General features: G+C 67.8%; 28 protein-coding genes. 10 read left to right on the top strand and 18 right to left on the bottom strand.

Annotated elements, in window-relative coordinates; genetic code table 11:
* Positions 1 to 4 precede the first annotated feature (4 nt).
* From hisF to hisB, 5 genes are read right to left on the bottom strand one after another with little or no spacing between them, the layout of a single operon-like run.
* Positions 5 to 760, bottom strand: a complete 756-nt coding sequence (gene hisF, locus IEY58_RS21885) for an imidazole glycerol phosphate synthase subunit HisF (protein WP_189049750.1) — start codon at positions 758 to 760, stop codon at positions 5 to 7.
* Complete coding sequence (gene hisA, locus IEY58_RS21880) at positions 760 to 1,491, bottom strand: 1-(5-phosphoribosyl)-5-[(5-phosphoribosylamino)methylideneamino]imidazole-4-carboxamide isomerase (RefSeq protein WP_189049748.1); 732 nt, start codon at positions 1,489 to 1,491, stop codon at positions 760 to 762. The genes hisF and hisA overlap by 1 nt, the downstream gene beginning before the upstream one ends.
* Entirely contained in the window at positions 1,488 to 2,087 is a 600-nt protein-coding gene (locus tag IEY58_RS21875) for a GNAT family N-acetyltransferase (RefSeq protein ID WP_189049746.1), read from the bottom strand. The genes hisA and IEY58_RS21875 overlap by 4 nt, the downstream gene beginning before the upstream one ends.
* Positions 2,087 to 2,725: an imidazole glycerol phosphate synthase subunit HisH gene (gene hisH, locus IEY58_RS21870; protein ID WP_189049744.1), complete on the bottom strand. Its 639-nt coding sequence runs from the start codon at positions 2,723 to 2,725 to the stop codon at positions 2,087 to 2,089. Before hisH ends, IEY58_RS21875 begins: the two co-directional genes overlap by 1 nt.
* A gap of 13 nt (positions 2,726 to 2,738) precedes the next feature.
* A complete protein-coding gene (gene hisB / locus IEY58_RS21865; RefSeq protein WP_189049742.1) occupies positions 2,739 to 3,338 on the bottom strand; it encodes an imidazoleglycerol-phosphate dehydratase HisB in 600 nt (199 codons plus the stop codon).
* A gap of 233 nt (positions 3,339 to 3,571) precedes the next feature.
* On the opposite strand from hisB, the gene IEY58_RS21860 reads away from it, so the two are divergent.
* From IEY58_RS21860 to hslU, 5 genes are all read left to right on the top strand, one after another.
* The gene (locus IEY58_RS21860; protein ID WP_189049740.1) at positions 3,572 to 4,924 is read left to right on the top strand and encodes a Tox-REase-5 domain-containing protein; all 1,353 of its coding nucleotides are present in this window, start codon (positions 3,572 to 3,574) and stop codon (positions 4,922 to 4,924) included.
* On the top strand, positions 4,875 to 5,570 hold the full coding sequence (locus tag IEY58_RS21855; RefSeq protein WP_189049738.1) for an Imm52 family immunity protein: 696 nt from the start codon (positions 4,875 to 4,877) through the stop codon (positions 5,568 to 5,570). Before IEY58_RS21860 ends, IEY58_RS21855 begins: the two co-directional genes overlap by 50 nt.
* Positions 5,567 to 6,349 (top strand): Imm52 family immunity protein, encoded by a 783-nt coding sequence (locus IEY58_RS21850; RefSeq protein ID WP_189049735.1) that lies wholly within the window; start codon positions 5,567 to 5,569, stop codon positions 6,347 to 6,349. Before IEY58_RS21855 ends, IEY58_RS21850 begins: the two co-directional genes overlap by 4 nt.
* A gap of 114 nt (positions 6,350 to 6,463) precedes the next feature.
* Complete coding sequence (gene hslV / locus IEY58_RS21845; protein WP_189049733.1) at positions 6,464 to 7,015, top strand: ATP-dependent protease subunit HslV; 552 nt, start codon at positions 6,464 to 6,466, stop codon at positions 7,013 to 7,015.
* The gene (gene hslU, locus IEY58_RS21840; RefSeq protein ID WP_189049731.1) at positions 7,012 to 8,319 is read left to right on the top strand and encodes an ATP-dependent protease ATPase subunit HslU; all 1,308 of its coding nucleotides are present in this window, start codon (positions 7,012 to 7,014) and stop codon (positions 8,317 to 8,319) included. Before hslV ends, hslU begins: the two co-directional genes overlap by 4 nt.
* 133 nt (positions 8,320 to 8,452) lie before the next feature.
* Here hslU and IEY58_RS21835 read toward each other — a convergent pair whose 3' ends face one another.
* The 8 genes from IEY58_RS21835 to IEY58_RS21800 all read right to left on the bottom strand — a co-directional run bounded on the left by IEY58_RS21835 (position 8,453) and on the right by IEY58_RS21800 (position 14,654).
* The gene (locus IEY58_RS21835) at positions 8,453 to 8,638 is read right to left on the bottom strand and encodes a hypothetical protein (RefSeq protein WP_189049729.1); all 186 of its coding nucleotides are present in this window, start codon (positions 8,636 to 8,638) and stop codon (positions 8,453 to 8,455) included.
* A 90-nt stretch (positions 8,639 to 8,728) separates the two neighbouring features.
* Entirely contained in the window at positions 8,729 to 9,109 is a 381-nt protein-coding gene (locus IEY58_RS21830; RefSeq protein ID WP_189049727.1) for a helix-turn-helix domain-containing protein, read from the bottom strand.
* A 7-nt stretch (positions 9,110 to 9,116) separates the two neighbouring features.
* Positions 9,117 to 9,740: a Smr/MutS family protein gene (locus IEY58_RS21825; RefSeq protein ID WP_229743872.1), complete on the bottom strand. Its 624-nt coding sequence runs from the start codon at positions 9,738 to 9,740 to the stop codon at positions 9,117 to 9,119.
* Positions 9,741 to 9,749: 9 nt separating this feature from the next.
* Positions 9,750 to 10,454: a LutC/YkgG family protein gene (locus IEY58_RS21820; RefSeq protein ID WP_308422444.1), complete on the bottom strand. Its 705-nt coding sequence runs from the start codon at positions 10,452 to 10,454 to the stop codon at positions 9,750 to 9,752.
* Entirely contained in the window at positions 10,451 to 11,890 is a 1,440-nt protein-coding gene (locus tag IEY58_RS21815; protein WP_189049725.1) for a LutB/LldF family L-lactate oxidation iron-sulfur protein, read from the bottom strand. Before IEY58_RS21815 ends, IEY58_RS21820 begins: the two co-directional genes overlap by 4 nt.
* 12 nt (positions 11,891 to 11,902) lie before the next feature.
* Positions 11,903 to 12,697: a (Fe-S)-binding protein gene (locus IEY58_RS21810; protein ID WP_189049722.1), complete on the bottom strand. Its 795-nt coding sequence runs from the start codon at positions 12,695 to 12,697 to the stop codon at positions 11,903 to 11,905.
* Between the two features lie 95 nt (positions 12,698 to 12,792).
* Positions 12,793 to 13,977 (bottom strand): murein transglycosylase A, encoded by a 1,185-nt coding sequence (mltA, locus tag IEY58_RS21805; protein ID WP_189049720.1) that lies wholly within the window; start codon positions 13,975 to 13,977, stop codon positions 12,793 to 12,795.
* Between the two features lie 11 nt (positions 13,978 to 13,988).
* On the bottom strand, positions 13,989 to 14,654 hold the full coding sequence (locus tag IEY58_RS21800) for a Tim44/TimA family putative adaptor protein (protein ID WP_189049718.1): 666 nt from the start codon (positions 14,652 to 14,654) through the stop codon (positions 13,989 to 13,991).
* Between the two features lie 112 nt (positions 14,655 to 14,766).
* On the opposite strand from IEY58_RS21800, the gene IEY58_RS21795 reads away from it, so the two are divergent.
* Positions 14,767 to 15,249 (top strand): FxsA family protein, encoded by a 483-nt coding sequence (locus IEY58_RS21795; RefSeq protein WP_189049716.1) that lies wholly within the window; start codon positions 14,767 to 14,769, stop codon positions 15,247 to 15,249.
* A gap of 94 nt (positions 15,250 to 15,343) precedes the next feature.
* The gene (gene secB / locus IEY58_RS21790; RefSeq protein ID WP_189049714.1) at positions 15,344 to 15,841 is read left to right on the top strand and encodes a protein-export chaperone SecB; all 498 of its coding nucleotides are present in this window, start codon (positions 15,344 to 15,346) and stop codon (positions 15,839 to 15,841) included.
* A 79-nt stretch (positions 15,842 to 15,920) separates the two neighbouring features.
* Here secB and dnaQ read toward each other — a convergent pair whose 3' ends face one another.
* From dnaQ to IEY58_RS21765, 5 genes are read right to left on the bottom strand one after another with little or no spacing between them, the layout of a single operon-like run.
* The gene (gene dnaQ / locus IEY58_RS21785) at positions 15,921 to 16,592 is read right to left on the bottom strand and encodes a DNA polymerase III subunit epsilon (protein WP_189049712.1); all 672 of its coding nucleotides are present in this window, start codon (positions 16,590 to 16,592) and stop codon (positions 15,921 to 15,923) included.
* A 9-nt stretch (positions 16,593 to 16,601) separates the two neighbouring features.
* A complete protein-coding gene (gene coaE, locus IEY58_RS21780; protein WP_189049710.1) occupies positions 16,602 to 17,216 on the bottom strand; it encodes a dephospho-CoA kinase in 615 nt (204 codons plus the stop codon).
* Positions 17,213 to 18,055, bottom strand: a complete 843-nt coding sequence (locus tag IEY58_RS21775; RefSeq protein WP_189049708.1) for a shikimate dehydrogenase — start codon at positions 18,053 to 18,055, stop codon at positions 17,213 to 17,215. The genes coaE and IEY58_RS21775 overlap by 4 nt, the downstream gene beginning before the upstream one ends.
* A complete protein-coding gene (locus IEY58_RS21770) occupies positions 18,052 to 18,660 on the bottom strand; it encodes a Maf family protein (RefSeq protein WP_189049706.1) in 609 nt (202 codons plus the stop codon). Before IEY58_RS21770 ends, IEY58_RS21775 begins: the two co-directional genes overlap by 4 nt.
* The gene (locus IEY58_RS21765) at positions 18,657 to 19,481 is read right to left on the bottom strand and encodes a pyruvate, water dikinase regulatory protein (RefSeq protein WP_229743871.1); all 825 of its coding nucleotides are present in this window, start codon (positions 19,479 to 19,481) and stop codon (positions 18,657 to 18,659) included. Before IEY58_RS21765 ends, IEY58_RS21770 begins: the two co-directional genes overlap by 4 nt.
* A 440-nt stretch (positions 19,482 to 19,921) precedes the next feature.
* On the opposite strand from IEY58_RS21765, the gene hemE reads away from it, so the two are divergent.
* The 3 genes from hemE to hemJ all read left to right on the top strand — a co-directional run bounded on the left by hemE (position 19,922) and on the right by hemJ (position 22,527).
* Positions 19,922 to 20,971 (top strand): uroporphyrinogen decarboxylase, encoded by a 1,050-nt coding sequence (gene hemE, locus IEY58_RS21760; protein WP_407648420.1) that lies wholly within the window; start codon positions 19,922 to 19,924, stop codon positions 20,969 to 20,971.
* Between the two features lie 76 nt (positions 20,972 to 21,047).
* Positions 21,048 to 22,079, top strand: a complete 1,032-nt coding sequence (hemH, locus tag IEY58_RS21755) for a ferrochelatase (protein WP_189049702.1) — start codon at positions 21,048 to 21,050, stop codon at positions 22,077 to 22,079.
* 1 nt (position 22,080) lies between these two features.
* The gene (hemJ, locus tag IEY58_RS21750) at positions 22,081 to 22,527 is read left to right on the top strand and encodes a protoporphyrinogen oxidase HemJ (protein ID WP_189049700.1); all 447 of its coding nucleotides are present in this window, start codon (positions 22,081 to 22,083) and stop codon (positions 22,525 to 22,527) included.
* Positions 22,528 to 22,576: the final 49 nt, after the last annotated feature.

Genomic DNA, 22,576 nt, shown 5'->3' with positions numbered 1-22,576 from the left:
CTCATCAGCGCACCGCGATCCCGCTTTCGGCGAGCCGCGCCTTGGCTTCGGCGATCGTGTGCGTGCCGAAATGGAAGATCGAGGCGGCGAGCACCGCCGTCGCATGGCCCTCGCGGATGCCGTCGACCAGGTCGTCGAGCGAGCCGACGCCGCCGGACGCGATGACCGGCACCGTGACCGCGTCGGCGACCGCGCGAGTCAAGGCCAGGTCGAAGCCAGACTTGGTGCCGTCCCGATCCATGGAGGTCAGCAGGATCTCGCCGGCGCCGTAATCGGCCATGCGGCGCGCCCATTCGATCGCGTCGAGCCCCGTCTCGCGCCGGCCGCCATGGGTGAAGACGCCCCATTGGCCGGGCCCGGTCGCCTTGGCGTCGACCGCGACGACGATGCATTGCGCGCCGAACTTCTCGGCCGCCTCGCGCACGAATTCCGGCCGCGCCACCGCCGCCGTGTTGATCGACACCTTGTCGGCGCCAGCCAGGAGCAGCTTGCGGATATCCTCGACCTTGCGCACGCCGCCGCCGACGGTGAGCGGCATGAAACATTGCTCGGCCGTGCGCCGGACCACGTCGTAGAGCGTGTCGCGTTCCTCGGCGCTCGCCGTGATGTCGAGGAAGCACAACTCGTCGGCGCCGGCCGCGTCATAGATCCGCGCCTGCTCGACCGGGTCGCCGGCATCGCGCAGGTCGACGAAGTTGACGCCCTTGACGACCCGCCCGTCCTTGACGTCGAGGCAGGGGATGACCCGCATCTTCAGCATCAGACGGGCTCCGCCAACAGCTTCAAGGCCGCCGCCGGGTCGAGCCGGCCGTCATAGAGCGCGCGGCCGCAGATGACGCCCTCGACGCCGGTCTTCTCGACCGCCTTGAGGCTGCGCAGGTCGGCGAGCGAGGCGACGCCGCCGGACGCGATCACCGGCGTGGTGAGCGCGAAGGCGAGATCGGCCGTCGCCTCGACATTGACGCCGCCCAAGGCGCCGTCGCGGTCGATGTCGGTATAGACGATGGCTGCGACGCCCGCGTCCTCGAAGCGGAGCGCCAGGTCGAGGGCGCGCACCTCCGACGTCCGCGCCCAACCCTCGACCGCGACCATGCCGTCGCGCGCGTCGATGCCGACGACGATGCAGCCCGGATGGCGCTGGCAGGCCGTGCGGACCAGGTCCGGGTCGGTGACAGCCGCCGTGCCGAGGATCACCCGCCTGACACCGCGGTCGAGCCAGAAGTCGATGGTCGAGAGATCGCGGATGCCGCCGCCCAGCTGCACCGGCAGGGAGACCGCGGCCAGGATCGCCTCGACCGCGTCGCCATTGACGGGACGCCCGGCGAAGGCGCCGTTCAGGTCGACCAGATGCAGCCATTCGAAGCCGGCATCGGCGAACTGGCGCGCCTGGTCGGCCGGCGCCGCCGCGAACACCGTCGCCGCGGCCATGTCGCCGCGCAGCAGCCGGACGCAGCGCCCATCCTTCAAATCGATCGCCGGGTACAGAATCACGGCGCTTCTCCAGGGTTGGTCAGGGCGGCTTCGCTCAAGGTGTCTGCCTCGGCCGCCGGGTCCAGGAACTTGTAATAGTAGAAGCCGCGGATCATCCGGCCTTCTACCTTGGCATAGTGCGGATGCACGCCCCAGCGGGTGTAGCCCAGCCCCTCGTAGAGCTGGATCGCGGCGATCTGCGTCTCGCGGATGTCGAGGTTGACCATGCTGACGCCATGGTCGCGCGCCGCCTGCTCGACCGCGAGTGTCACGAGCTTGGCCAAGCCATGACCGCGCGCCCAGGGGGCGACGAAATGGTGCATCAGCTGGGCCGAGAAGGCCTGGGCCTCGTTGTTGCGGGTCGGGCGCACGAGCTGGGCCGAGGCCGCAATCGTGCCGTCGAGCCGGCCGACGAACAGGTGCCGCTCCGGCACCAGCAGCACGCCCTTCCAGTAGGATTCGAAGACATGGCGCGGCGGCGGCTTGACCCAGCCGAAGCCGCCGCCGGCCTCGATCGCGGCATCGGCTGCATCGCAAAGGTCCGCCAGGTCCGTCTTGTCGAACCGGGTGAGGCGCTCGACCGAGATCGAGGGCTTATGAGTCTGGGCGACAGCCATCAGGGACGCCACTTCAGAAAATTGCCGATGAGCTTCAGGCCGACAGCCTGGCTCTTCTCGGGGTGGAACTGCGTTCCCACCATATTGTCCCGTCCGACCACCGCGGCAACCGGGCCGCCATATTCAACCGTCGCGAGGATGTCGGACGCCGCCGCGGCGAATTTGAAGCTGTGGACGAAATAGGTGTGATCGCCGGTCTTGATACCATCCAGCACCGGATGGTCGGCCAGGATGCGGAGATCGTTCCAGCCCATGTGCGGGATCTTGAGGCCCGGCGCCGGCGGGATCGCCACCACGTCGCCGGCGAGCCAGCCGAGGCCGCGGCTCGTCTGGAACTCGAGCCCGCGCTCGGCCACGAGCTGCATGCCGACGCAGATGCCGATGAATGGCACCGCATCGCGGATGACGCGCTGCTGGAGGGCGTCCACCAAGCCCTCGACGGCGTCGAGGCCGCGCCGGCAGTCGGCGAAGGCGCCGACGCCCGGCAGCACGATACGGTCGGCGTGGGCCAAGGCCGCGGCATCGGCCGAGACCTCGATCGCGATGTCGAGCCCGGCCTCCGCGGCCGCCCGCTCGAACGCCTTGGCGGCCGAGCGCAGGTTGCCCGAGCCGTAGTCGATGATGACGCAGCGCTGCATGGGTAGGACCGCCTTAGAGCGTGCCGCCGAGCGTGCCCTTGGTCGAGGGCACGGCTTCGGCCTGGCGCGGATCGATCTCGATGGCGGCGCGGAGCGCGCGGGCCAACGCCTTGAAGCAGCTCTCGACGATATGATGGTTGTTCTCGCCGTAGAGGTTCTCGACGTGCAGCGTCACGCCGGCCGCCTGGGCGAAGGCCTGAAACCATTCCTTGAACAGCTCGGTATCCATCTCGCCGAGCTTGTCGCGGGTGAAATTGACCTTCCAGATCAGATAGGGCCGGTTGGAAAGGTCGAGCGCCACGCGCGTCAAAGTCTCGTCCATCGGGATGAGCGCATCGGCATAGCGCCGGATGCCGCGCCGGTCGCCCAGCGCCTGGTTGACGGCCTGGCCGATCGTGATGCCGCTGTCCTCGGTCGTGTGATGGAAGTCGATATGCAGGTCGCCCTTCGCCTCGAGTTCGAGGTCGATCAGGCTATGGCGCGAGAAATTTTCCAGCATATGGTCGAGGAAGCCGATACCGGTCGAAACCTTGTATTGGCCGGTCCCGTCCAGGCGCACCGTCGCCTTGATCCGGGTCTCCTTGGTATTCCGCTCGACCGTCGCCTGGCGCACCGGGCCGCACTCCCTCGAAATCTGCAAAAGCGCTTGGCTGTTCCCGGTTTCTAGCAAGTTCCGTTCTCGCGCGGAAGGCCGCTGGAAACGGGGCTGCCCAGCGGTGGGCGAGGGAGGAGATGGACGGCTGGACGACTCGCCGGTCGCATGGCGCGAAAAAGTTTCGTTCTTTGTTTGTTCTTTTCACGGCTTCAAGGTAGGTTGCTCGCCACCATCTGAGGTAGCGAGACCGAATGTTTGATCCACAAGAACAGGTGCGCCGACTTCACACACGCGACGATGCTCGCAGAGGGCTCGTTGTCGACCATGAAGGCGTCGCGTTCGGCCCGGATTGCGAACTTGTGCGCCGGCTGCCGGGCGGCGCCTATCGGGCACTCGACAAGAATGAACTCGCGCTTGTCCCGCGGATGGCGAAAGCGGGGGCAGATCCCCGGCAGCTCTCGCGCATCGCCGACGCGCTCAACGGCGGGAATCTGGTGCGGGCGCAGCTGTTGGGTTTGCAGCTGCCGCTCGCAGCACAGGAACCGCCGTCCGCGGGTGGCCTGCTAAAGGGTGGCTATGACGATCAGGAGCCGCGGAAACCCAACGGCGAATGGACCGTTGGCGGCGCTCTCGCGACGGCTGCGGAAGGCATGGGATTCGCGGAGGCCGCAATCGATGCATCGGCCATCGCCACCGCCGCCCGGGCAGCACTTGCGGGCGTCGCGGGCAGCGCGGCCGGACTGCTCGCGGGGCTCGTCTACCCATCCGGCAATTGGAATACCTATCAAGGCACCTTGGACGGTCGCCCTGACGTCGATTACCGATATGACGAAGGCCACCTGTCGCTCTACAGAACCGCGCCAGACGGAAGTCGCACGCAGCTTTACCAAGGCCGCGCCGGTAGCGATGGTCTGTACCGCGATCCCCAAGGGACCGTCATCGGCAGCGATCTCGGTCGCGGCTTTCGGGTCGACATCGACCGGATCGATGCCGTTTCAGACAAATCGCCCCCGGTTACGCAAGCTCGTGCGGTAAGCACGACCGATGAACCGCAGGTTTGCCCTGATCCGGGGCCAGATCACCCCCACGGCGCCAGCCCGCGTGCCCAGGCCTACCAGTGGCAAATAACAGGGCTACCGCCCGGTTTGGCCATTTGGTTCAATGGTCAAGTATATGACGGCTGCAATCCAGTGACCGGCGCTCTACTGGAAGCAAAGGGGCCTGGATACGAAGCTATGATGGATCTTTTTTGGTGGGATGACACCGTAAAGGATTTCGACGAGCTCGCTATTCGCGAATTAGATAACGCGGGTGGGCGACGCGTCGAGTGGCATTTTGCCGAAAAGCGTGTTGCCGATTTTATGAGAGCTCATTTTGCTGACTTGAATCTGACCAATATCGACGTGATCTATACTCCACCTACGACAATTTTCTCCCCGTTACTGAAGGCGAGGAATTATGGCTTTCGAAATGCCGTCCGAGCAAACGTGGATTTTCCTCAAGTGGCAGGGGCGGCCGGAAAGCGCCGCGCAGTGCGCCGAGCGAATGGTGCGGATGATCGAGAATTTCGGCCGATGCGACGCGCGGCTCGATCGCTGGTGTGAGGGTGGTTGGACCCGGCGCGAGGTGAGCGTTCCATTCTCGACCATGCCGCCGCAGGTGGCACCGATGGCGCGTCGGATCGACCGGGGGCGATGGCGAGACAGCCGTGGGCAGCCCGTTACGCCGCAGCTATTTCAGGTGCATGCTCATAACAATGCATTCACGCCGCCGTTGCGGTTTTCGGCTGCGATCGGCATGCCCGCGACGGCCAGTCGCGACTTGCCGAACCGGATCTATATCATCGTATCCGGTGCGGCGGAGGACCAGGTCTCGGCGGCACTATTGAAAAAAATGCTTCTGGCGTTGGTCGAGGCCTGGCAACCGGCGGTCGGGCGCGTCCGACCGCCGGGTTTGACGGTCGACCGCAGCGCATGCGTCGAAGCCGGTTGGCTGACCTATCTGGCGCCGGCCTTGGCGCGGCGGATCAAGCCGCCACCCGGCGCAATCGTCGAACCCGTCCCGGATGGCGGCTTGCTGTTGAGTGCGAGCGAAAATCGATTCGACGCCTCGAATCCGCGCGATCTCGCGGCCTTCGACGCGATCCAGGAGAGCTTGGCACCGCTCAGTGAGATGCCGTGGCCGCCCGATGTGGGCCTGGACGACGTGGGCCTGGACCGGGATTCAAACGAGACGGAGGCTGCCCGATGACGCGAGTGCTGTCCGATCTGGTGCGGGCGCCCGTGCTGCTCGACGTTGCCTGGCCGGCACGGCGGGAAGATGCCGGTGCGATCGCCCGGCGCTTCGCGCGCATGCAGGAAAACCTGGCGCGCTGCGACGCACGCGTCCGGCGATGGTTCGAGATCGGTGCGACGCCGGCTGAGGCGGCAGTGCCGCTGCCGCTGGCGCCGTCGAGTCTGGCGCGCCGGCTTGCCGAGAGCCATCTGCCGACCTCGGCCGACGAACCGGATGCCGACCAAGGCTTCGACCTTACGGCCTGGAACGGTGAGCAGGGCCCGAACCACGCCAGCCTGATCATCCAGGCGGGCTCGGACCGGAGCGGCCTCGACTGGGGCAACGACATGGTGAACCATGTCGGCATCGCGTTCGAGCCACCGGAGCCCGCGAACACAGCGCTGCTTTCAGCCGCGACACTGAAACCGATCCTGCTCGCTCTCATCGACGCCTGGGAGCCGATGACCGGCAACGTCCGGCCGCTTGAGATGATCCAGCATTGGCTGGGCGAACCGCCGATGATGGAGCAGGCGCGCTGCCACGGCGGCTGGATGACCTATGTCGCCGCACCCTGGTGCCACGAGATCGCGCCGCCGCCGACGGCAATCGTCGAAGAGACCCCGAACGGCGGATTCCTAATGCTCGCCACCCAAAATCGCTTCGACCCGGGCGACCCCACTCATCTGGACGCTGCGCTCGCGGTCCATCTGTCGCTCGAGCCGCTGTGGCAATTCTTGGAGCGGCCGGAGGTCTGAACCGCCACGCCCGGGCCGCCGAGGCGGGTGCTTGACCTCCTGCAACCCGTCGCCCACATGGGGACTTCGCGCCGGCGCTCAATGGGAGGCCGGCAAAGGTGAAGTGGAACCCTCATGTCTGAACGCGACGCCACTTGGCACGGCACGACGATCCTGTGCGTGCGCAAGGGCAACAAGGTCGTGCTGGCGGGCGACGGCCAGGTCTCGATGGGCCAGACCATCGTCAAGTCCAATGCCCGCAAGGTCCGCCGCCTGGGCGACGGCCAGGTCATCGCCGGTTTCGCCGGCGCCACGGCGGATGCCATGACGTTGTTCGAGCGGCTCGAAGCCAAGCTCGAGCAGTACCAGGGCCAATTGACCCGCGCCGCGGTCGAGCTCGCCAAGGACTGGCGCACCGACCGCTACCTGCGCCGGCTCGAGGCGATGATGGCGGTCGCCGACAAGCAGGCCTCGCTCATCCTGTCGGGCACCGGCGACGTGCTCGAGCCCGAGGACGGCATCATCGGCATCGGCTCCGGCGGCTCGTTCGCGCTGGCGGCTGCCCGTGCGCTCGCCCCGGTCGACGGCATCGACGCCGAGCAGGTCGTCCGCCGCTCCATGGCCATCGCCGCCGGGATCTGCGTCTACACCAATACCAACATCACGCTTGAGAGCATCGATCTATGACCGCCGCCTTCAGTCCCCGGGAGATCGTCTCGGAACTCGACCGCTTCATCATCGGTCAGCACGATGCCAAGCGCGCGGTCGCAATCGCGCTCCGCAACCGCTGGCGCCGCCAGCAGCTGCCCGAGGCGCTGCGCGAGGAGGTGCTGCCCAAGAACATCCTGATGATCGGCCCGACCGGCGTCGGCAAGACCGAGATCGCGCGCCGCCTGGCGAGGCTCGCCCAGGCGCCGTTCATCAAGGTCGAGGCGACCAAGTTCACCGAGGTGGGCTATGTCGGCCGCGACGTCGAGCAGATCGTGCGCGACCTGGTCGAAGCCGCGATCGGGCTCACGCGGGAACGCCTGCGCAAGGAAGTGACCGCCAAGGCCGAACTCGCGGCCGAGGAGCGGGTGCTGGACGCGCTCGTCGGCCCGACCGCGTCGGCCGACACGCGCTCCAAGTTCCGCAAGATGCTGCGCGAGGGCCAGCTCGACGACAAGGAGATCGAGATCCAGGTCGCCGACACCTCGGGCCAGACCTTCGAGATCCCGGGCATGCCCGGCGCCCAGGTCGGCATGATCAATCTGGGCGAGCTCATGGGCAAGCTCGGCGGCCAGCGCACGAAGCCGCGCAAGCTGACGGTTTCCGAGAGCTATGCGGTGCTGATGGCGGAGGAGAGCGACAAGCTCCTGGACAGCGACGTCGTGACGCGCGAGGCGGTCCAGGCGGTCGAGCAGAACGGCATCGTGTTCATCGACGAGATCGACAAGATCTGCGCCCGGTCGGAGCGCGGCGGTGCCGACGTCAGCCGCGAGGGCGTGCAGCGCGACCTGCTGCCGCTCATCGAAGGCACGGTGGTCGCGACCAAGCATGGGCCGGTCAAGACCGACCATATCCTGTTCATCGCGTCCGGTGCCTTCCAGGTGGCGAAGCCGTCCGACCTGCTGCCGGAGCTGCAGGGCCGCCTGCCGATCCGGGTGGAGCTCAAGCCACTCACCCAGGACGACTTCCGCCGCATCCTGACCGAAACCGAGGCAAGCCTGATCAAGCAGTATGTGGCGCTGCTCGGCACGGAAGGCGTGACGCTCGGCTTCGAGCCGGACGCGATCGACGAGCTCGCCCGGCTCGCGGTCGAGATCAACAGCACGATCGAGAACATCGGCGCGCGCCGGCTCCATACCGTGCTGGAACGGCTCTTGGAGGAGATCAGCTTCGAGGCGACCGACATGCCGCCGGGCACCGTCGTCACGGTCGACCGCCCCTACGTGCGCAGCCACGTGGCCGAGCTCGCCAAGAACGCCGACCTGTCGAAGTTCATTCTGTAGGGCATTCTCTCCCTCGCCCGCTTGCGGGAGAGGGAGACGGAGGGTGAGGGTGTCGCAGCGGCGCGACCCTCACCCGCTTCGCTGGCGCTCAGCACCCTCTCCTGCTCCGCGGGCGAGGGTTTTCGGGCCGTCGCTATTTCTTCATGCCCGGCACCCATTTGCGGACCTTGGGTGCCGCGGTGATGCGGGCGTTGGGATTGTGCTTGGTGAAGGCGGAAACGAATTCCTCGAACCGCCGGCGCAACTCGGCCCGCTGTTCCTTCGTCATCTGATTGATCGTCAGGCTCGACAGGTCGGCCTGGCGCAGGTCATCGCCCATGGTGCGACACCTCCTCGATAGTCCTCCGGCGTGAGGATACTACGGTCCCGGCCGTTAACAATCGCTTAGCCATGCTTACGGGTGCGATGGTCAACGACGATGACGACGCGGCGGCGCCGGCACCTCGCGGACCAGGTCGAGCAGCCGGCCGAGCGTCTCCTGGTCGATGTCGCCGATGCGGTCGGCCAGCAGATTGGCGAATTCGGTCGCGAGCGGGGAGAGGCCGCCGGTATCGACCGTCACCTTCGGGCGCGAGCGCTTGGCGAGCAACTGCAGCTCGTCGGCATCGTCCCAGATGATGCCCAGATAGCCGCAGATCTGCCGGACCAGGCCCGGCGTCGGCCGGGCGCGCTTGCCGTGCTCGAGTGCTGAGAGATAGGCCGCGGACAGGCCGAGGTCGGCCGCCATGCGCGTAAGCGTAAGGCCGCGCTCCTCGCGGAGTGCGCGAAGTCGCGCGCCGAACGGTGTCATGCACCCCTCACGCCCGGTGCCGGCGGATCAGCACATAGAGCGCGCCCGACCCGCCGTCGCGCGGCTGCGCCGGGGTGAAGGCCAGCACGCGCCCGCGGTTCGGCGCCTCGTTCAGCCAGCGCGGCGTCTGGTGCTTCAAGACGCCGGGCGCCGCCTCCCACGGATCGGCGTCGCCCGGCTTTCGATCCACGGCCCGCGGCTTCAGGCCCTTGCCGGTGATGACCAGCACGGCCCGCAGCCCGCGCTCGTAGGCATGGCCGATGAAATGGTCGAGCGCCCGGCGCGCCTGGTCCTGGGTCATGCCGTGCAGGTCGAGCCGGCCTTCGATCGGCAGCTGCCCGCGCTTCAGCCGCTCCGACGTCCGCCGGTCGAGGCCGGGCGTGCGGGCATAAGTGAGCGGCGGCAGCTCGGCCGGCACGGGATGCGGCTTCGCGACCACTACCGCCGCCCCAACCGACGCGGCCGTGGGCGATGGCGGCGGTGCCACCGGCTCCGCGGCCGGCTTCGGCGGCTCCGGCGGCAAGACATGGCCGGGCAGGGGCTCGACATCGCGCATGGCGGCACGCCACAGCGCGCGCTCCACGCTCGTCATGGCGCGGACCCGCCGGCCGTTCATCCCCTGCCGGACCATTCCCGCGTCTCAGGCGGCTTCGCCGTCCGGTCCGTCGACCAGGACGATGTGCAGGCGGCGCGGACCATGGGCGCCCAGCTGGATGCGCTGCTCGATGTCGCCGGTGCGCGACGGGCCGGTGATGAAATTGACCGTGCGCGGCATGGCGTTGCCCTCGTATTGCGCGCGGAGCCGCGCCCACGCCGTCTCGTACGGCCCCACCACCTGGTCGGCGCGCAGCACGACGATATGGGTGTCGGGCATCAGGTTGAGCGTGGTCGGCCGGTCATGGCCCGAGGTCAGCATCAAGGTGCCGGTCTCGGCGATCGCGGCGAAGGCTGCGGTGACGCTCACCTGGTCATGGTCCTCGGCTCGGCCGCGGCGGATGCGCAGCAGCGGCCGGTCGGCCCAGGGATAGGCGTCGAGCGCCGGATCGGGCGCCATGGCGATCTCGGCCGGCAGGTTGTGGCGCGCCAGATAATCGGCGACGGCGCCCGGCACCGCCGCCGCGTCGGCGACGCGCGTCACCGTGGTCTGCACCTCCTCGGCCATCTTCACGAACAGGTCGCGCAAGCCCTGGCGGTCGAGCGACGTCGTGCGGGCAGGGATGAGGCCCGGCCTGTGCTCGGCGATGCGGCTGGCCGGCCCGACGGCGGCCGCGGCCTCGCCCAAGGGCCCACGCTTCAGCGACTTGCGGATGCCGGTGAGGATCTGGCTGCGCGCGTCCTCCATCATGCCGCCTCCCGCCGGCGGGCTTGTTCCGTGCGGGCCTGCCATTGCTCCATGAAGCTCTTGCCCTGGGGCGCCGGCAGGTCGCGCCCGCCGGTCCAGCCGCCCGCGAGCGGCAGGCGGCTGAAGCGGCCGCTGTCGCGGCCCATGCGGCCCAGGGTTCTGGCCGCCAGGTTGGCGCCAAGGCGGTAGAGCTTCGGCCGCTTGGCGAAATAGGCCCAGAGCTTCAAGCCCCAGCGGAATGGCGCCGGCGAAAGGTTCCGCTCAAACTCGCGCTCGCGCCAGTGCCGCATCATCTTGGGCAGCGGGATGCGCATCGGACAGACGCTTTCGCACTTGCCGCAGAAGGTCGACGCGTTCGGCAGGTTGCCCGCCTCCTCGACGCCGATCAGGCTCGGCGTCAGCACCGAGCCCATGGGGCCGGGATAGACCCAGCCGTAAGCATGGCCGCCGACCGACGAATAGACCGGGCAATGGTTGATGCAGGCCGAGCAGCGGATGCAGCGCAGCATGTCCTGGAATTCGGTGCCGAGCATGCCGCTGCGGCCGTTGTCGAGCAGCACGACATGGAACTGCTCCGGCCCGTCCAGGTCGCCCGGCCGGCGCGGTCCGGTCGAGAAGGTCGTGTAGCTCGAGAATTCCTGGCCGGTCGCCGAGCGGGCGAGCAGGCGCAGGATCGTCGTCGCATCCTCGAGCGTGGGCACGACCTTTTCGAGCGAGGCCAGCACCAGATGGACCTTGGGCAGGGTCTGGGTCAGGTCGCCGTTGCCCTCGTTGGTCACGATGACTGTCGACCCGGTCTCAGCGATCAGGAAATTCGCCCCGGTGATGCCGACGTCGGCCTCGTGGAAGCGGCGGCGCAGCACCGCGCGCGCCTCGTCGGTCAATTCGCGCGGCTCCGACAGCGGCCGGTCCGGCGGCAGGTCGGTGTGGCTGGCGCGGAATGCCTCCTCGACCTGCTCCTTCACCAGATGGATCGCCGGCGCGATGATGTGGCTCGGCGCCTCGTGCCTGAGCTGGATGATGTATTCGCCGAGATCGGTCTCGACCGGCACCAGCCCCTGGTGCTCGAGGAACTCGTTGAGCTCGATCTCTTCCGAGATCATCGACTTGCCCTTGGTCACCGTCTTGGCGTCGACCGAGCGGCAGATGTCGAGCACGATCTGGCGCGCCTCCTCGGGCGTGCGCGCCCAATGGACATGGCCGCCGGCGCGCGACACGTTGCGCTCGAATGTCTCGAGATAGAAATCCAGGTTTTCGAGCGTGTGGTTCTTGATCGCGCGCCCCTGGTCCCTGAGCGCGTCGAACTCGGGCAGCCGGCTGATAGCCAACAAACGCTTGGCCGGAAAACCCGTCCTCATGTTGTCGAGCGCCCGCTGGAGGGTCGTATCGACAAGGGCTTCGCGAACGTTCGCCTTGAAGGCGTGGCTGGTCGGCTGCATGGGCCCTGCTCCTCAGTGCCGGTCCTGGTGCCCGCTGGCCGGCTGGTTGCTGGCGATCGGCGGCGCGTCATGGGCCATGTCCGCCAGCACCTCGGCGACATGGCGCACCGCGATCGGCTGGCCGTCGCGGCTCAACTTGCCGGCCATGTTCATGAGACAGCCCATGTCGCCGGCGAGCAGCGTGTCGGCACCGGTCGCGACGACGTCGGCCGTCTTGTCGCCGACCATGCGGTTCGAAATGTCGGGATACTTGATGCAGAAGGTGCCGCCGAAGCCGCAGCAAATCTCGGCCCCTGGCAGTTCCTTGAGACTCAGGCCCTCGACCGATTTCAAGAGCGCGCGCGGCTGCTGCTTGACGCCGAGCTCGCGCAGGCCGGAGCAGGAATCATGGTAGGTCGCGACCCCGTCGTAGTGGGCGTGGACCGCGGTCATGCCCCTGACGTCGACCAGGAACGACACCAGCTCGTGCGTGCGGTTGCCCAGGTGCTGGGCGCGCTGGAACATCGCCGGCTCGTCCTCGAACAGGCGGGCGTAATGCTCGTGGATCATGCCGGCACAGGAACCGGACGGCGCCACGACATAGTCGTAGTCCTCGAACGCGTCGATCACGGCGCGGGCGATCGCCTTGGTATCGGCCCGGTCGCCGGAATTATAGGCCGGCTGGCCGCAGCAGGTCTGGGTCGGCGGCACCTCGACGATGCAGCCTGCGTCCTCGAGCAATTTGACGGCAGCGAAGCCGACAGTCGGGCGGAACAGATCAACGAGGCACGTAACGAACAACGCGACCCGCGGCTTTGACGGCGCCATCTAGAAAAAACCCCGGCGGTTCAAACCGGCCAGTACCCTGTGTCAGCTCCGGGACAATTGCAATTGCCCAAATGCTCCGACGATACGCCGCCGCCCTAGACGCCCGGCGCTTGGCGCGCCGCCGCCGCAGTCGGCAGCATGAGCCAGGCCGAGCCGCGGCCCTTCATCAGGCCGGCATGGTTCGCCGCCTCGGCGCCGTAGCCGAAGAACAGGTCGGCACGCACCGGGCCGCGGATCGCGCCGCCCACATCCTGCGCCACGAACAGGCGCTGCAGCCGCCCCGAGGACTCGACCGGATCGGTCGTATCGATCCAGAAGGGCAGGCCCAGCGGCACGAAGCTGCGGTCGACCGCGGCGCTGCGCCCAGGCGTCAGCGCGACACCCTGAGCGCCCATCGGTCCGTCGCCCTTGAGCTCGCGGAAGAAGATATAGGACGGGTTCTTGTCCATGAGCGCCGTGCCGTCCGTGCCATGGTCGGCGATCCATTGCCTGAGGAACGGCATGGTGATCTGGTCGGCCGGCACGCCCTGCTGCGCCAGCACCCGGCCGATCGCGACATAGGGCTGGCCGTTCTCGCCGTCGTAGCCCACACGCATGACCTGCCCGTCCGGCAGGATGACGCGGCCCGAGCCCTGGACCGCGAGGAAGAAGGCATCGACCGAGTTGTCGACCCAGGCGAGTTCCAGCCCCTTGCCGGCGAGCGCCCCCGCCTCGATCTGCGTCCGGGTCGCATAGGGCACGAGCTTGCCGCCGGCGACCCGGCCGGCGATCCGCTCGCCCTTCAAGGACGGGCGGAACTGCCCGAGATCGACCGAGACGAGATCGGCCGGCCGGCGATAGAGCGGCACGGAGAACCGGTCGTCGTGCGTGAGCGAGCCGTGCAGCTCGGCCTCGTAATAGCCGGTGAACAGGCCTTCGGTCTTGTCGTTGTTGGCCGCGCGGAACGGCACGAAATCGCGTTCGAAGAAGGCGCGCGCAGCCGCCTGGTCACCGGGCGTGACCTGGGCTGCATCGGCGCATGGCGCCCGCCAGTCGCCGACCTGGCCGGCAAGCCCGAGCGCCTGGTCGTCGGTCCCCTTGAGCAGCACGGCACACGACTTGAGCAGCACCGGCAGCGCCGCCGACGGATCGTCTTGAGCCCAGCCGGGCAGCTCGCCGAACCCGGCGCGGGTCAGCACCAGCTTGTCGGGCGGCGGCTTCGGTGCGCCGCAGGCGGCGAGCGCGCCCGCAACGAGCCCGAGGAGGAGGAAACGCCAGCCGATCACGGGTGGGCCGATCACGTGTGGGCCGATCACTCGTGGGGGCCGGTCGAGACCAGGATCCAGTTCGGGTCGGAGGCCCGCACATTGCGCGAGAAGGTCCAGAGATCGGTATGTTCGGCAGCGCGTTCGGGATCGCCGTCGACGACCTTGCCGTCGGCACTGCGCGTGGCCGAGATCTGGTTGGAGACGAACTTGACGGTGACGGAGGCGGTCCGGCCTTCGAGCCGGGCGTCGACCAGCTCCGGGTCGCGCATGCTGACGACGCGGGTCTCGACCGTCTCCTTCGTCGCGAGCCGATGGCGGATCGCCTCGGCGAACGTGTCGTAGACCTCGTCGCTCAAGAGCGGCCGGAGCGTCGCCGTGTCGCCGTCGGCAAAGGCCTTCACGATCATGTCGAAGGCATGGCGCGCGCCATCGATGAAGGGATCGCGCCGGAAATGCGGGTCGGCGCCGGCGATCTCAGCCAGGCCCGCGTCGAGCGGGTTCAGCGGGCGGGCCTGCGGCATGCGCGGCCGGTCGGGCAAAGACACGACATTGTCGGCGGGGGGCGGCGGCGTCACATCAATCATCGGGCGCCGCGGCTCGACGGACGAGCGTTCGTTGCCCGTGCGGCGGCCGAGCACGCTCCACAGGCGGAACACCAGAAAGCCCGCGACCAGGGCAAACAAAATGATATCGATAACCTGATCGCCCATGGACGCATCCCAAGAGACGGATTATGGGACGGCGCTCGAGCCCCGCTGCGCCGCAAAGCGTCCGTCCATCACGGAGACATAGGCGGAAGCTCGGGAAAGGACAAGCTTCGGCATGGGTATTGGCATGGGTTTTCCGGCCTTCCTTCTGGCATTGCCGCTGATCGAGATCGCCGGCTTCGTGCTGATCGGTCCCTACCTGGGTGTGGCCGGCACCCTGGCGGAGATCGTGCTGACCGGCATGCTGGGTATGGCGATCATCCGCCAGCGCGGCCTCGAAACGCTGATCCGGCTGCGCGACGCGGCCCAGGCCGGCGAGACGCCGCTGCCGGTCGCGGCCGATGGCGGTGTCCAGGTACTGGCGGGCGTGCTCCTGGCCGTGCCCGGCTTCTTCACCGATGCGATCGGGCTTCTGCTGCTGATCCCGGCCGTGCGTCGGATTGCCACCGCGTGGGCGCTGAAGCGGTTCGTCCGTGTCGAGGTTCATGGGACCGGACCCAAGGCGGGCCCGACCGTGATCGAGACGGATTACGAGATCGTCGAGCACGAGGTGCCGCCGGAGCGGCGGATCGACCATCCGCCGCCCGATCGAGATTGAGCTGTCGCAGCGGCCGGAAATGGTTGAGCGGTTGAGCCGCGCCCCCGTTCCGTGCTAGCCCACCGGCTCCATTCTTTCCCGGAGCCTCAGTTCCATGTCCGATACCGCCGCCCCCGGCCCGAACGGCGAAGGCCAGCAGGCCCCGTCGATCGTCATCAACGCCCAGTACCTGCGCGACCTGTCCTTCGAGAACCCGCGCGCGCCGGATAGCCTGCTGCAGCAGTCGGCGGCGCCGGAGGTCGGCATCGACGTCGACGTCAAGGCGCGCCAGCTGGGCGAAGAGACGTTCGAGGTCGTCCTGGTGCTGAAGGTCCAGGCGCGGACCGCGGGCGAAGTCGCGTTCCTGGTCGAGGTCGAATACGGCGGCGTCGTCACGATCCGCGGCGTGTCGCAGGACATCATGGCGGCGCTGGTGCTGATCGAGACGCCGCGCATGCTGTTCCCGTTTGCCCGGGCGATCGTGGCCGACGCGACGCGTGATGGCGGCTTCCCGCCGCTGCTCATCAACCCGATCGACTTCACCGAGGTGCAGCGGCGCAAGGCTGCCGAAGCCGAGGCGGCGGCGCAGGCGGAGACTGCCGGCAACGCCTGAGCCGGCGATCGGTTGGCCAAAAAGAAACGGCGCCGCCCTCTGGGCCGGCGCCGTTTTCATATCGGCCAGAACAGCAGGATCAATGCAGCCAGATCGCTTCCTTGAGCGTCGCGACGATCGCCTCGTGTGCCGCCAGTTCCTCCGGCGTCGCCTGATGCGGCCGCGCCGGTCTCGGTTCGCGGCGCGCCACGACCGCCGCCGCAACCGCGGCGCCATTGTCGATTGCGAGGCTCAGGCCCGGTTGCTGCCCGCCCATCAGCTCCAGATAGACCTTGGCGAGGAGCCGCGTATCGATGAGCGCGCCGTGCTTCGAGCGCTCGCTCAAGTCAATGCCGAACCGGCGGCAGAGCGCGTCGAGGCTCGCGGGTGAGCCTGGGAACTTGGTGCGGGCGAGCCGCAGCGTGTCCTGCACCTCGCAAGTAAGCTTCGGCCGGCCGGCGCGCACGAGTTCCGCATTGATGAAGCGGACGTCGAACTCGGCATTGTGCGCGACCAGGCGGGAATCCTGCATGAAGGCTTCGAATTCGTGGGCTAGCTCGCGGAACTTGGGCTTGCCTGTCAGGAATTCGATGGTGAGGCCATGCACCGCCTCGGCCTCGGCCGGCATGTCACGCTCCGGGTCGAAATAGAGATGCAGCTCCCGGCCCGTCGGCATCAGGTTGACCAGCTCGACACAGGCGATCTCGACCATCCGATGGCCCTCGGCCGGGTCGAAGCCGGTGGTTTCCGTATCCAGGCAGATCTCGCGCATGGTTTCTCTCTAGCGGCGACGGCGCTCTCGAGGCTTCGCTTTGATCGCTCGGATCGCCGCTTTCAGCTTATCCAAGCTATAGCGCTGACCGAGGCCGGTTGGCACGACATATTGCGCACGCTGGCGTTTTTCGCGATCCGGCATCTGCTTCGCCAGGATCGAGCGGAACTTGGCCTCGTGCATGCCGGGCCGGCCGAGCACGCGCTGGCGCTGCAGGAACGGCGGCGCCGAGACGACCAGCACTGCGTCGCATTCCCGCTCGCCGCCGGTCTCGAACAGCAGCGGCACGTCGAGCACGACCAGGCGCTGCCGTCGCCGGGCCTGGGCCGCGAGGAAGCAGCGTTTCGCCGCCCGCACGCGCGGATGCAGGATCGCCTCAAGCCGGTGGAGCGCTGCGGGATCGCCGAACACGCGCGCGCCCAGTTGCTGGCGATCGATGCCGCCCGCAGGATCCGCAACATCCGGGAACAGCGCCAGGACCGGCTGCACCGCCGCGCCGCCAGGCGCCAGCAGCCGATGGACCGCCGCGTCGGCGTCATGCACCGGCAGGCCGAGCCGGCGCAGCGCCTTGGCTGCCGTCGATTTGCCCATGCCGATCGAGCCCGTGAGCCCGACGAGGATCATGGGCTCTCTTCCCCAAGCACCGCCCGGCGCAGCGCCTCGTCGACGACCGGCTCGACGCCGAACCAGGCCGCGAAGCCGGCGCGCGCCTGGTGCAGCAGCATGCCGAGCCCGTCGACCGTCGCAAGTCCTCGCCGGCGCGCCGCGGCGAGCAGCGGCGTTTCGAGCGGCGTATAGACGATGTCGTAGACGACACCGTCCGCAGGCATAGCGTCGAGCGGCAGATCGAGCGCCGGCCAGCCGTCCATGCCGAGCTGGGTGGTGTTGACGACCAGGCTGGAGCCGGCGAGCCCTTCCGCCCGGTGGCTCCATGGCCAGGCCATGAGCGGTCGGCCGAACTCCGCCGCGAGCGCCTCGGCGCGGGCGCCGGTACGGTTCGCGACGCGGATTTCCGGCACGCCCGCGTCGGCAAGGACACCGACGACCGCGCGGGCGGCACCGCCGGCACCGATCACCAGGACCGGCCGTCCGGCGGCACGCCATTCGGGCGCGCTGGCCTCGAGATGCCGGAGGAAGCCCTCGCCGTCCGTGTTGAACCCTTCGAGCGTGCGGTCGGGCCGGACCACGATCGTGTTGACCGCACCAAGCCGGGCGGCCGAAGGGTCGACACGGTCGACCAGGCGAAACGCGGCTTCCTTGTGCGGCACCGTGACGTTGCAGCCGGCGAAACCCAGGAGCGGCAGGGCCCGGAGCGCTTGCTCAAAATCTTCCGGCCGAACCGGCAGGGCCACATAGGCGCCGGCAACACCGTAGCGCTTCAGCCAATGGCCGTGTAGCAGGGGCGAGCGGGAATGGCCGACAGGCCAGCCGAGAACGCCGCTCAGTCGATAGGACGTACTCATCGGGCAAGCGCGCCGTGATCGCGCAGGAAACCCAGGAGCGGCAGCAGCGGCAGGCCCAGGATCGTGAAGAAATCGCCGTCGATCCGGTCGAACAGCTGTGCGCCCAGGCCTTCGAGCTGGTAGGCCCCGACCGACGACAGCACAGCCGGACCCAGCCGGCGCAGGTATTCGTCGAGGAAGCCGTCGCTGAACGGGCGCATGGTGAGGCGCGCGGTATCGATCGTGTGCCAGATCCGTGAGCCGTTGCGCGCGACGACCGCCACCGTCACGAGCTGGTGCGTCCGGCCACGGAGCGCCATCAGATGGGCGCGCGCATGGTCGAGATCGGCCGGCTTGTCGAACCAGACACCGCCCAAATCGAGCATCTGATCGGCGCCAATCACGAGCGCTCCCGGATGGCGCTGCGAGACGCGCATCGCCTTGAGTTCAGCGAGCGCCTCGGCGCAGGCTTCGGCCGGGGCCTTCTCGGCCTGGAACGCGGCCTTCATCTCCTGCTCGTCGACAGCGGGAGGGTCGGCGTCGACGATGAGCCCGGCCTGTTCGAGCAAAGCGAGCCGGGTCTTGCTGCCGGAGGCGAGGATAATCGGCGGGCCGAGCGGGCTCATGCGTCGAGCCCCTGGCGCTTGGCGAACAGCTTCAGGATCGCCGCCGCCGTCTCCTCGATCGACCGGCGGGTCACGTCGATGACCGGCCATTTATGTTCCTGGCACAGCCGGCGGGCGGCCACGACCTCGGACTGCACCGAATCCAGATCGACGTAATCGATCTTGGGATCACTCTGCAGGCTCGTCAGCCGATTGCGGCGGAGGGCGACCAGCCGTTCCGGATCGTTGGTCAGGCCGACGATCAGTGGTCTGTCGGCCAGAAACAGCTCGGGCGGCAGCGGGACGCCGGGTACCAGCGGCACGTTCGCCGCCTTGATCCCGCGGTTGGCGAGATAGATGCAGGTTGGCGTCTTCGATGACCGGGAGACGCCGACTAGCACGACATCGGCCTGGTTCAGGCCCCAGGGCGCCTGGCCGTCGTCATGGGTCATGGCGAAGGTCATCGCGTCGATGCGCGCGAAATACTCGTGATTGAGCGCATGCTGCTGGCCGGGCAGCGCGCGCGCTCGGCGGCCCAGGAACGAGCCGAACATGCCGATGACCGGGTCCAGCACCGGGATCGCCGGCACGCCCAGTTCCCGGCAGCGCTCCTGCAGCGGCTGGCGCAGATGCTCGTTCACCAACGTGTAGAGCACGACGCCCGGGTTGGCCTCGATGCCGGCCACGACGCGCTCGACCTGCACCTTGGTGCGCACCATCGACCAGATGTGCTCGATCGGCTCGGCATCCTCGAACTGCACGAGGCAGGCGCGTGCCAGCGCATGGACCGTATCACCCGTCGAGTCCGACACGAGGTGGAGGTGGAAACGGTTTACGGTCACAAAAGTTTCCTCGTCTCTGTGGAAAACTTCCTGGTTAATGGGGATAACTGCCCCGTTGTCCCAAGATCTCGAATTCAATCCCCGACCACCCATCGTCCGTCCCGGGACTGATCCGCCCCGGGACGGATCGGCCCGACCGGTCCGTGCTCCGGGGATATCGGGTGCAGTGCCCATTTCATCCCCGTTATCCCCAGCTTTCGTCCGGCCCGTACCGTTCTTGCTCTCTCAAACTAGACGCAGACTTGCCCGAAATCGGTCCACAGTGTCCTGCCGACGCCGCTCGATCGATTATCCGGCTGTGGATGAATTCGAGGTTAGCGGTAATCCCCGTTGCGCACATCCATCAACAACCACTACCTCCTTATTCCATCAAAACCCTTCCCTCAGATGTATGGCAAGGTGGACAAGCGGCCCAACGCTGGCCGACAATCGCCGCCGTCATGCGCACTGAAGAGAAACTGCTGCCGCGCGCGCTGCGCGGCGCCCCCGTCGACCGCCATCCCATCTGGCTGATGCGTCAGGCCGGTCGTTATCTGCCGGAATATCGCGAGGTGAGGGCCAAGGCCGGCAACTTCCTCGACCTGTGCTTCACGCCGGAGCTTGCGACCGAGGTGACACTGCAGCCGATCCGCCGGTTCGGGCTGGACGCGGCCATCCTGTTCTCGGACATCCTCGTTGTTCCGTGGGGGCTGAAGCAGAAGGTCGGCTTTCAGGAGGGAGAAGGCCCGAAGCTCGATCCCATCCGCAACGCAGCGGAGCTCGCGGCCCTGGTGCCCGATGGCATGGTCGAGCGCTTGGCCCCGGTCTATGAGACGGTCGCCCGCCTGAAGCAGGATCTCCCGGCCGAGACGACGCTCATCGGCTTCGCGGGCGCACCCTGGACGGTCGCGACCTACATGATCGAGGGCGGCAGCAGTCGGACGTTCGAGACCTGCCGCCGGTTCGCGACCGAGGACAAGACGAGCTTCGAGGCGCTGATCGACCTGCTGACGGATGCAACCATCGCCCATCTGGACGCCCAGGTCGCGGCCGGCGCCGAAGTGGTGCAGCTGTTCGACAGTTGGGCAGGCGCCCTCGAGGGCGATGCGTTCGAGCGCTGGGTCATGGCGCCGGCGAAGCGCATTGTCGCAGCGCTCAAGGCCAAGCATCCGAAGCTGCCGATCATCGGCTTTCCGCGTGGTGCCGGCGCTCTTTACCTGGGCTACGCCAAGGCAACCGGCATCGACGCCGTCTCGCTCGACCAGGACGTGCCGCTGGGCTTCGCCCGCGATGTTCTGCAGCCGGCCATTGCGGTCCAGGGCAATCTCGACCCGCTGGTGCTCGTCGCCGGCGGTTCGGCGCTCGAGGAACGGGTCCGCGCGATCATCGATGCGCTCGGCCGCGGCCGGTTCGTGTTCAACCTGGGGCATGGCATTGTGCCGCAGACGCCGCCCGAGCACGTGGCCAAGCTGGTCGAACTCGTGCGCATGAGCCGGCCCGCGCGCGCTTGAGCGCGGCCGTCCTCACACAAACCTGGCTTGGCAGGGCTGGATTCCGGGATCGGCCGACCCATCTTTGCGGTCGACCATGAGAACCGCCATCATCCTGTTCAATCTCGGCGGGCCGGACCGGCTCGACGCGGTCAAGCCCTTCCTGTTCAACCTGTTCAACGACCCGGCAATCATCGGCTTGCCGCAACCGTTGCGCTGGATGGTGGCGCAACTGATCTCGAGCCGGCGGGCGCCGACCGCTCGATCGATCTACGAGCATATGGGCGGTCGCTCGCCGATCGTGGCCAATACCGAAGAACAGGCCCGGGCGCTCGATGCATTGCTCGGGCTCGACTTCAAATGCTTCATCGCCATGCGCTATTGGCATCCGCGCGCCCGTGGCCTGGTCGCGGCCGTCAAGCAATGGGCGCCGGACCGCGTGCTGCTGCTGCCGCTCTACCCGCAATTCTCGACGACGACCACGGCCTCCTCCGTGCGCGAGTGGCAGCGCGAGGCGGCCCGGGTCGGCCTCACCGTGCCGACGACGACGCTCTGCTGCTATCCCGATAACGCCGGCTTCGTCACGGCAGTGGCGAACGGCGTGCGTCGCGGGCTCGCCCAGTTCGATCCGACGCTGAAGCCGCGCGTGCTGTTCTCCGCCCATGGCCTGCCGAAGAAGGTGATCGACGCCGGCGATCCCTATCAGGAACAGGTCGAACGCAGTGTCGCCGCAGTGCTGGCCGAGCTCGCCATGCCGGCGCTCGACTGGGTGATCTGCTATCAGAGCCGCGTCGGGCCGCTCGAATGGATCGGGCCGTCGACCGAGGCCGAGGTCAGGCGTGGCGGCGCCGATGTCGTGCCGCTCTTGGTCGTGCCGATCGCCTTCGTCTCCGACCATTCCGAGACGCTGGTCGAGCTCGACATCGAATATCGCACGCTTGCCGAGGAGCGAGGCGTTCCGGCCTATGTCCGGGTGCCGACCGTCGGCGCGGACGCCGATTTCATTGCGGGCCTCGCCGATGAGGTGCGCCGGGCGATCGCCGCACCGGAACCGATCCGGTCAAGCGCCGGCCACAGGATCTGCTCGACCGGCCGGTCCGGCTGCCCTTGTGGACAGATGGGGTCATAGCATGGATTTTCTCGCCGCCGCCTATCCCTGGATCAAGTCGCTGCACATCATCAGCGTGATCGCCTGGATGGCGTCCATGCTCTATCTGCCGCGTCTGTTCGTCTATCACGCGGCGGCGCCTGCGGGCTCGGCCCAGTCGGAGATATTCAAGGTCATGGAACGGCGCCTGTCGCGCGGCATCATGCTGCCGGCGATGACCGCGACCCTTGTGTTCGGCGGCTTGCTGCTGTCGACACCCGGCGTCGTCGACTGGCATAACGGCTGGATCCATGCCAAGCTTGGCCTTGTTTTCGCCATGCTGGTGGTTCAGCATTTTCTCGGTGGCTGGCGTCGTGCGTTCGCCGAGGATCGGAACCGCCATTCCGAGCGTTTCTATCGCGTGGTGAACGAAGTGCCGACAGTCCTCATGATCGGGATCGTGATTCTGGTGGTGGTGAAACCCTTTTGACCAGCGGCATGCCCAGCGAACAGGCAGAGGTCTCCACAACGCATTTGAC

Source organism: Aliidongia dinghuensis, assembly GCF_014643535.1.
In the GTDB taxonomy this organism is placed as follows: Bacteria; Pseudomonadota; Alphaproteobacteria; order ATCC43930; family CGMCC-115725; genus Aliidongia; species Aliidongia dinghuensis.
The sequence above is the reverse complement of the archived record's forward strand: the minus strand, read 5'-3'. Positions and strand labels throughout refer to the sequence as shown.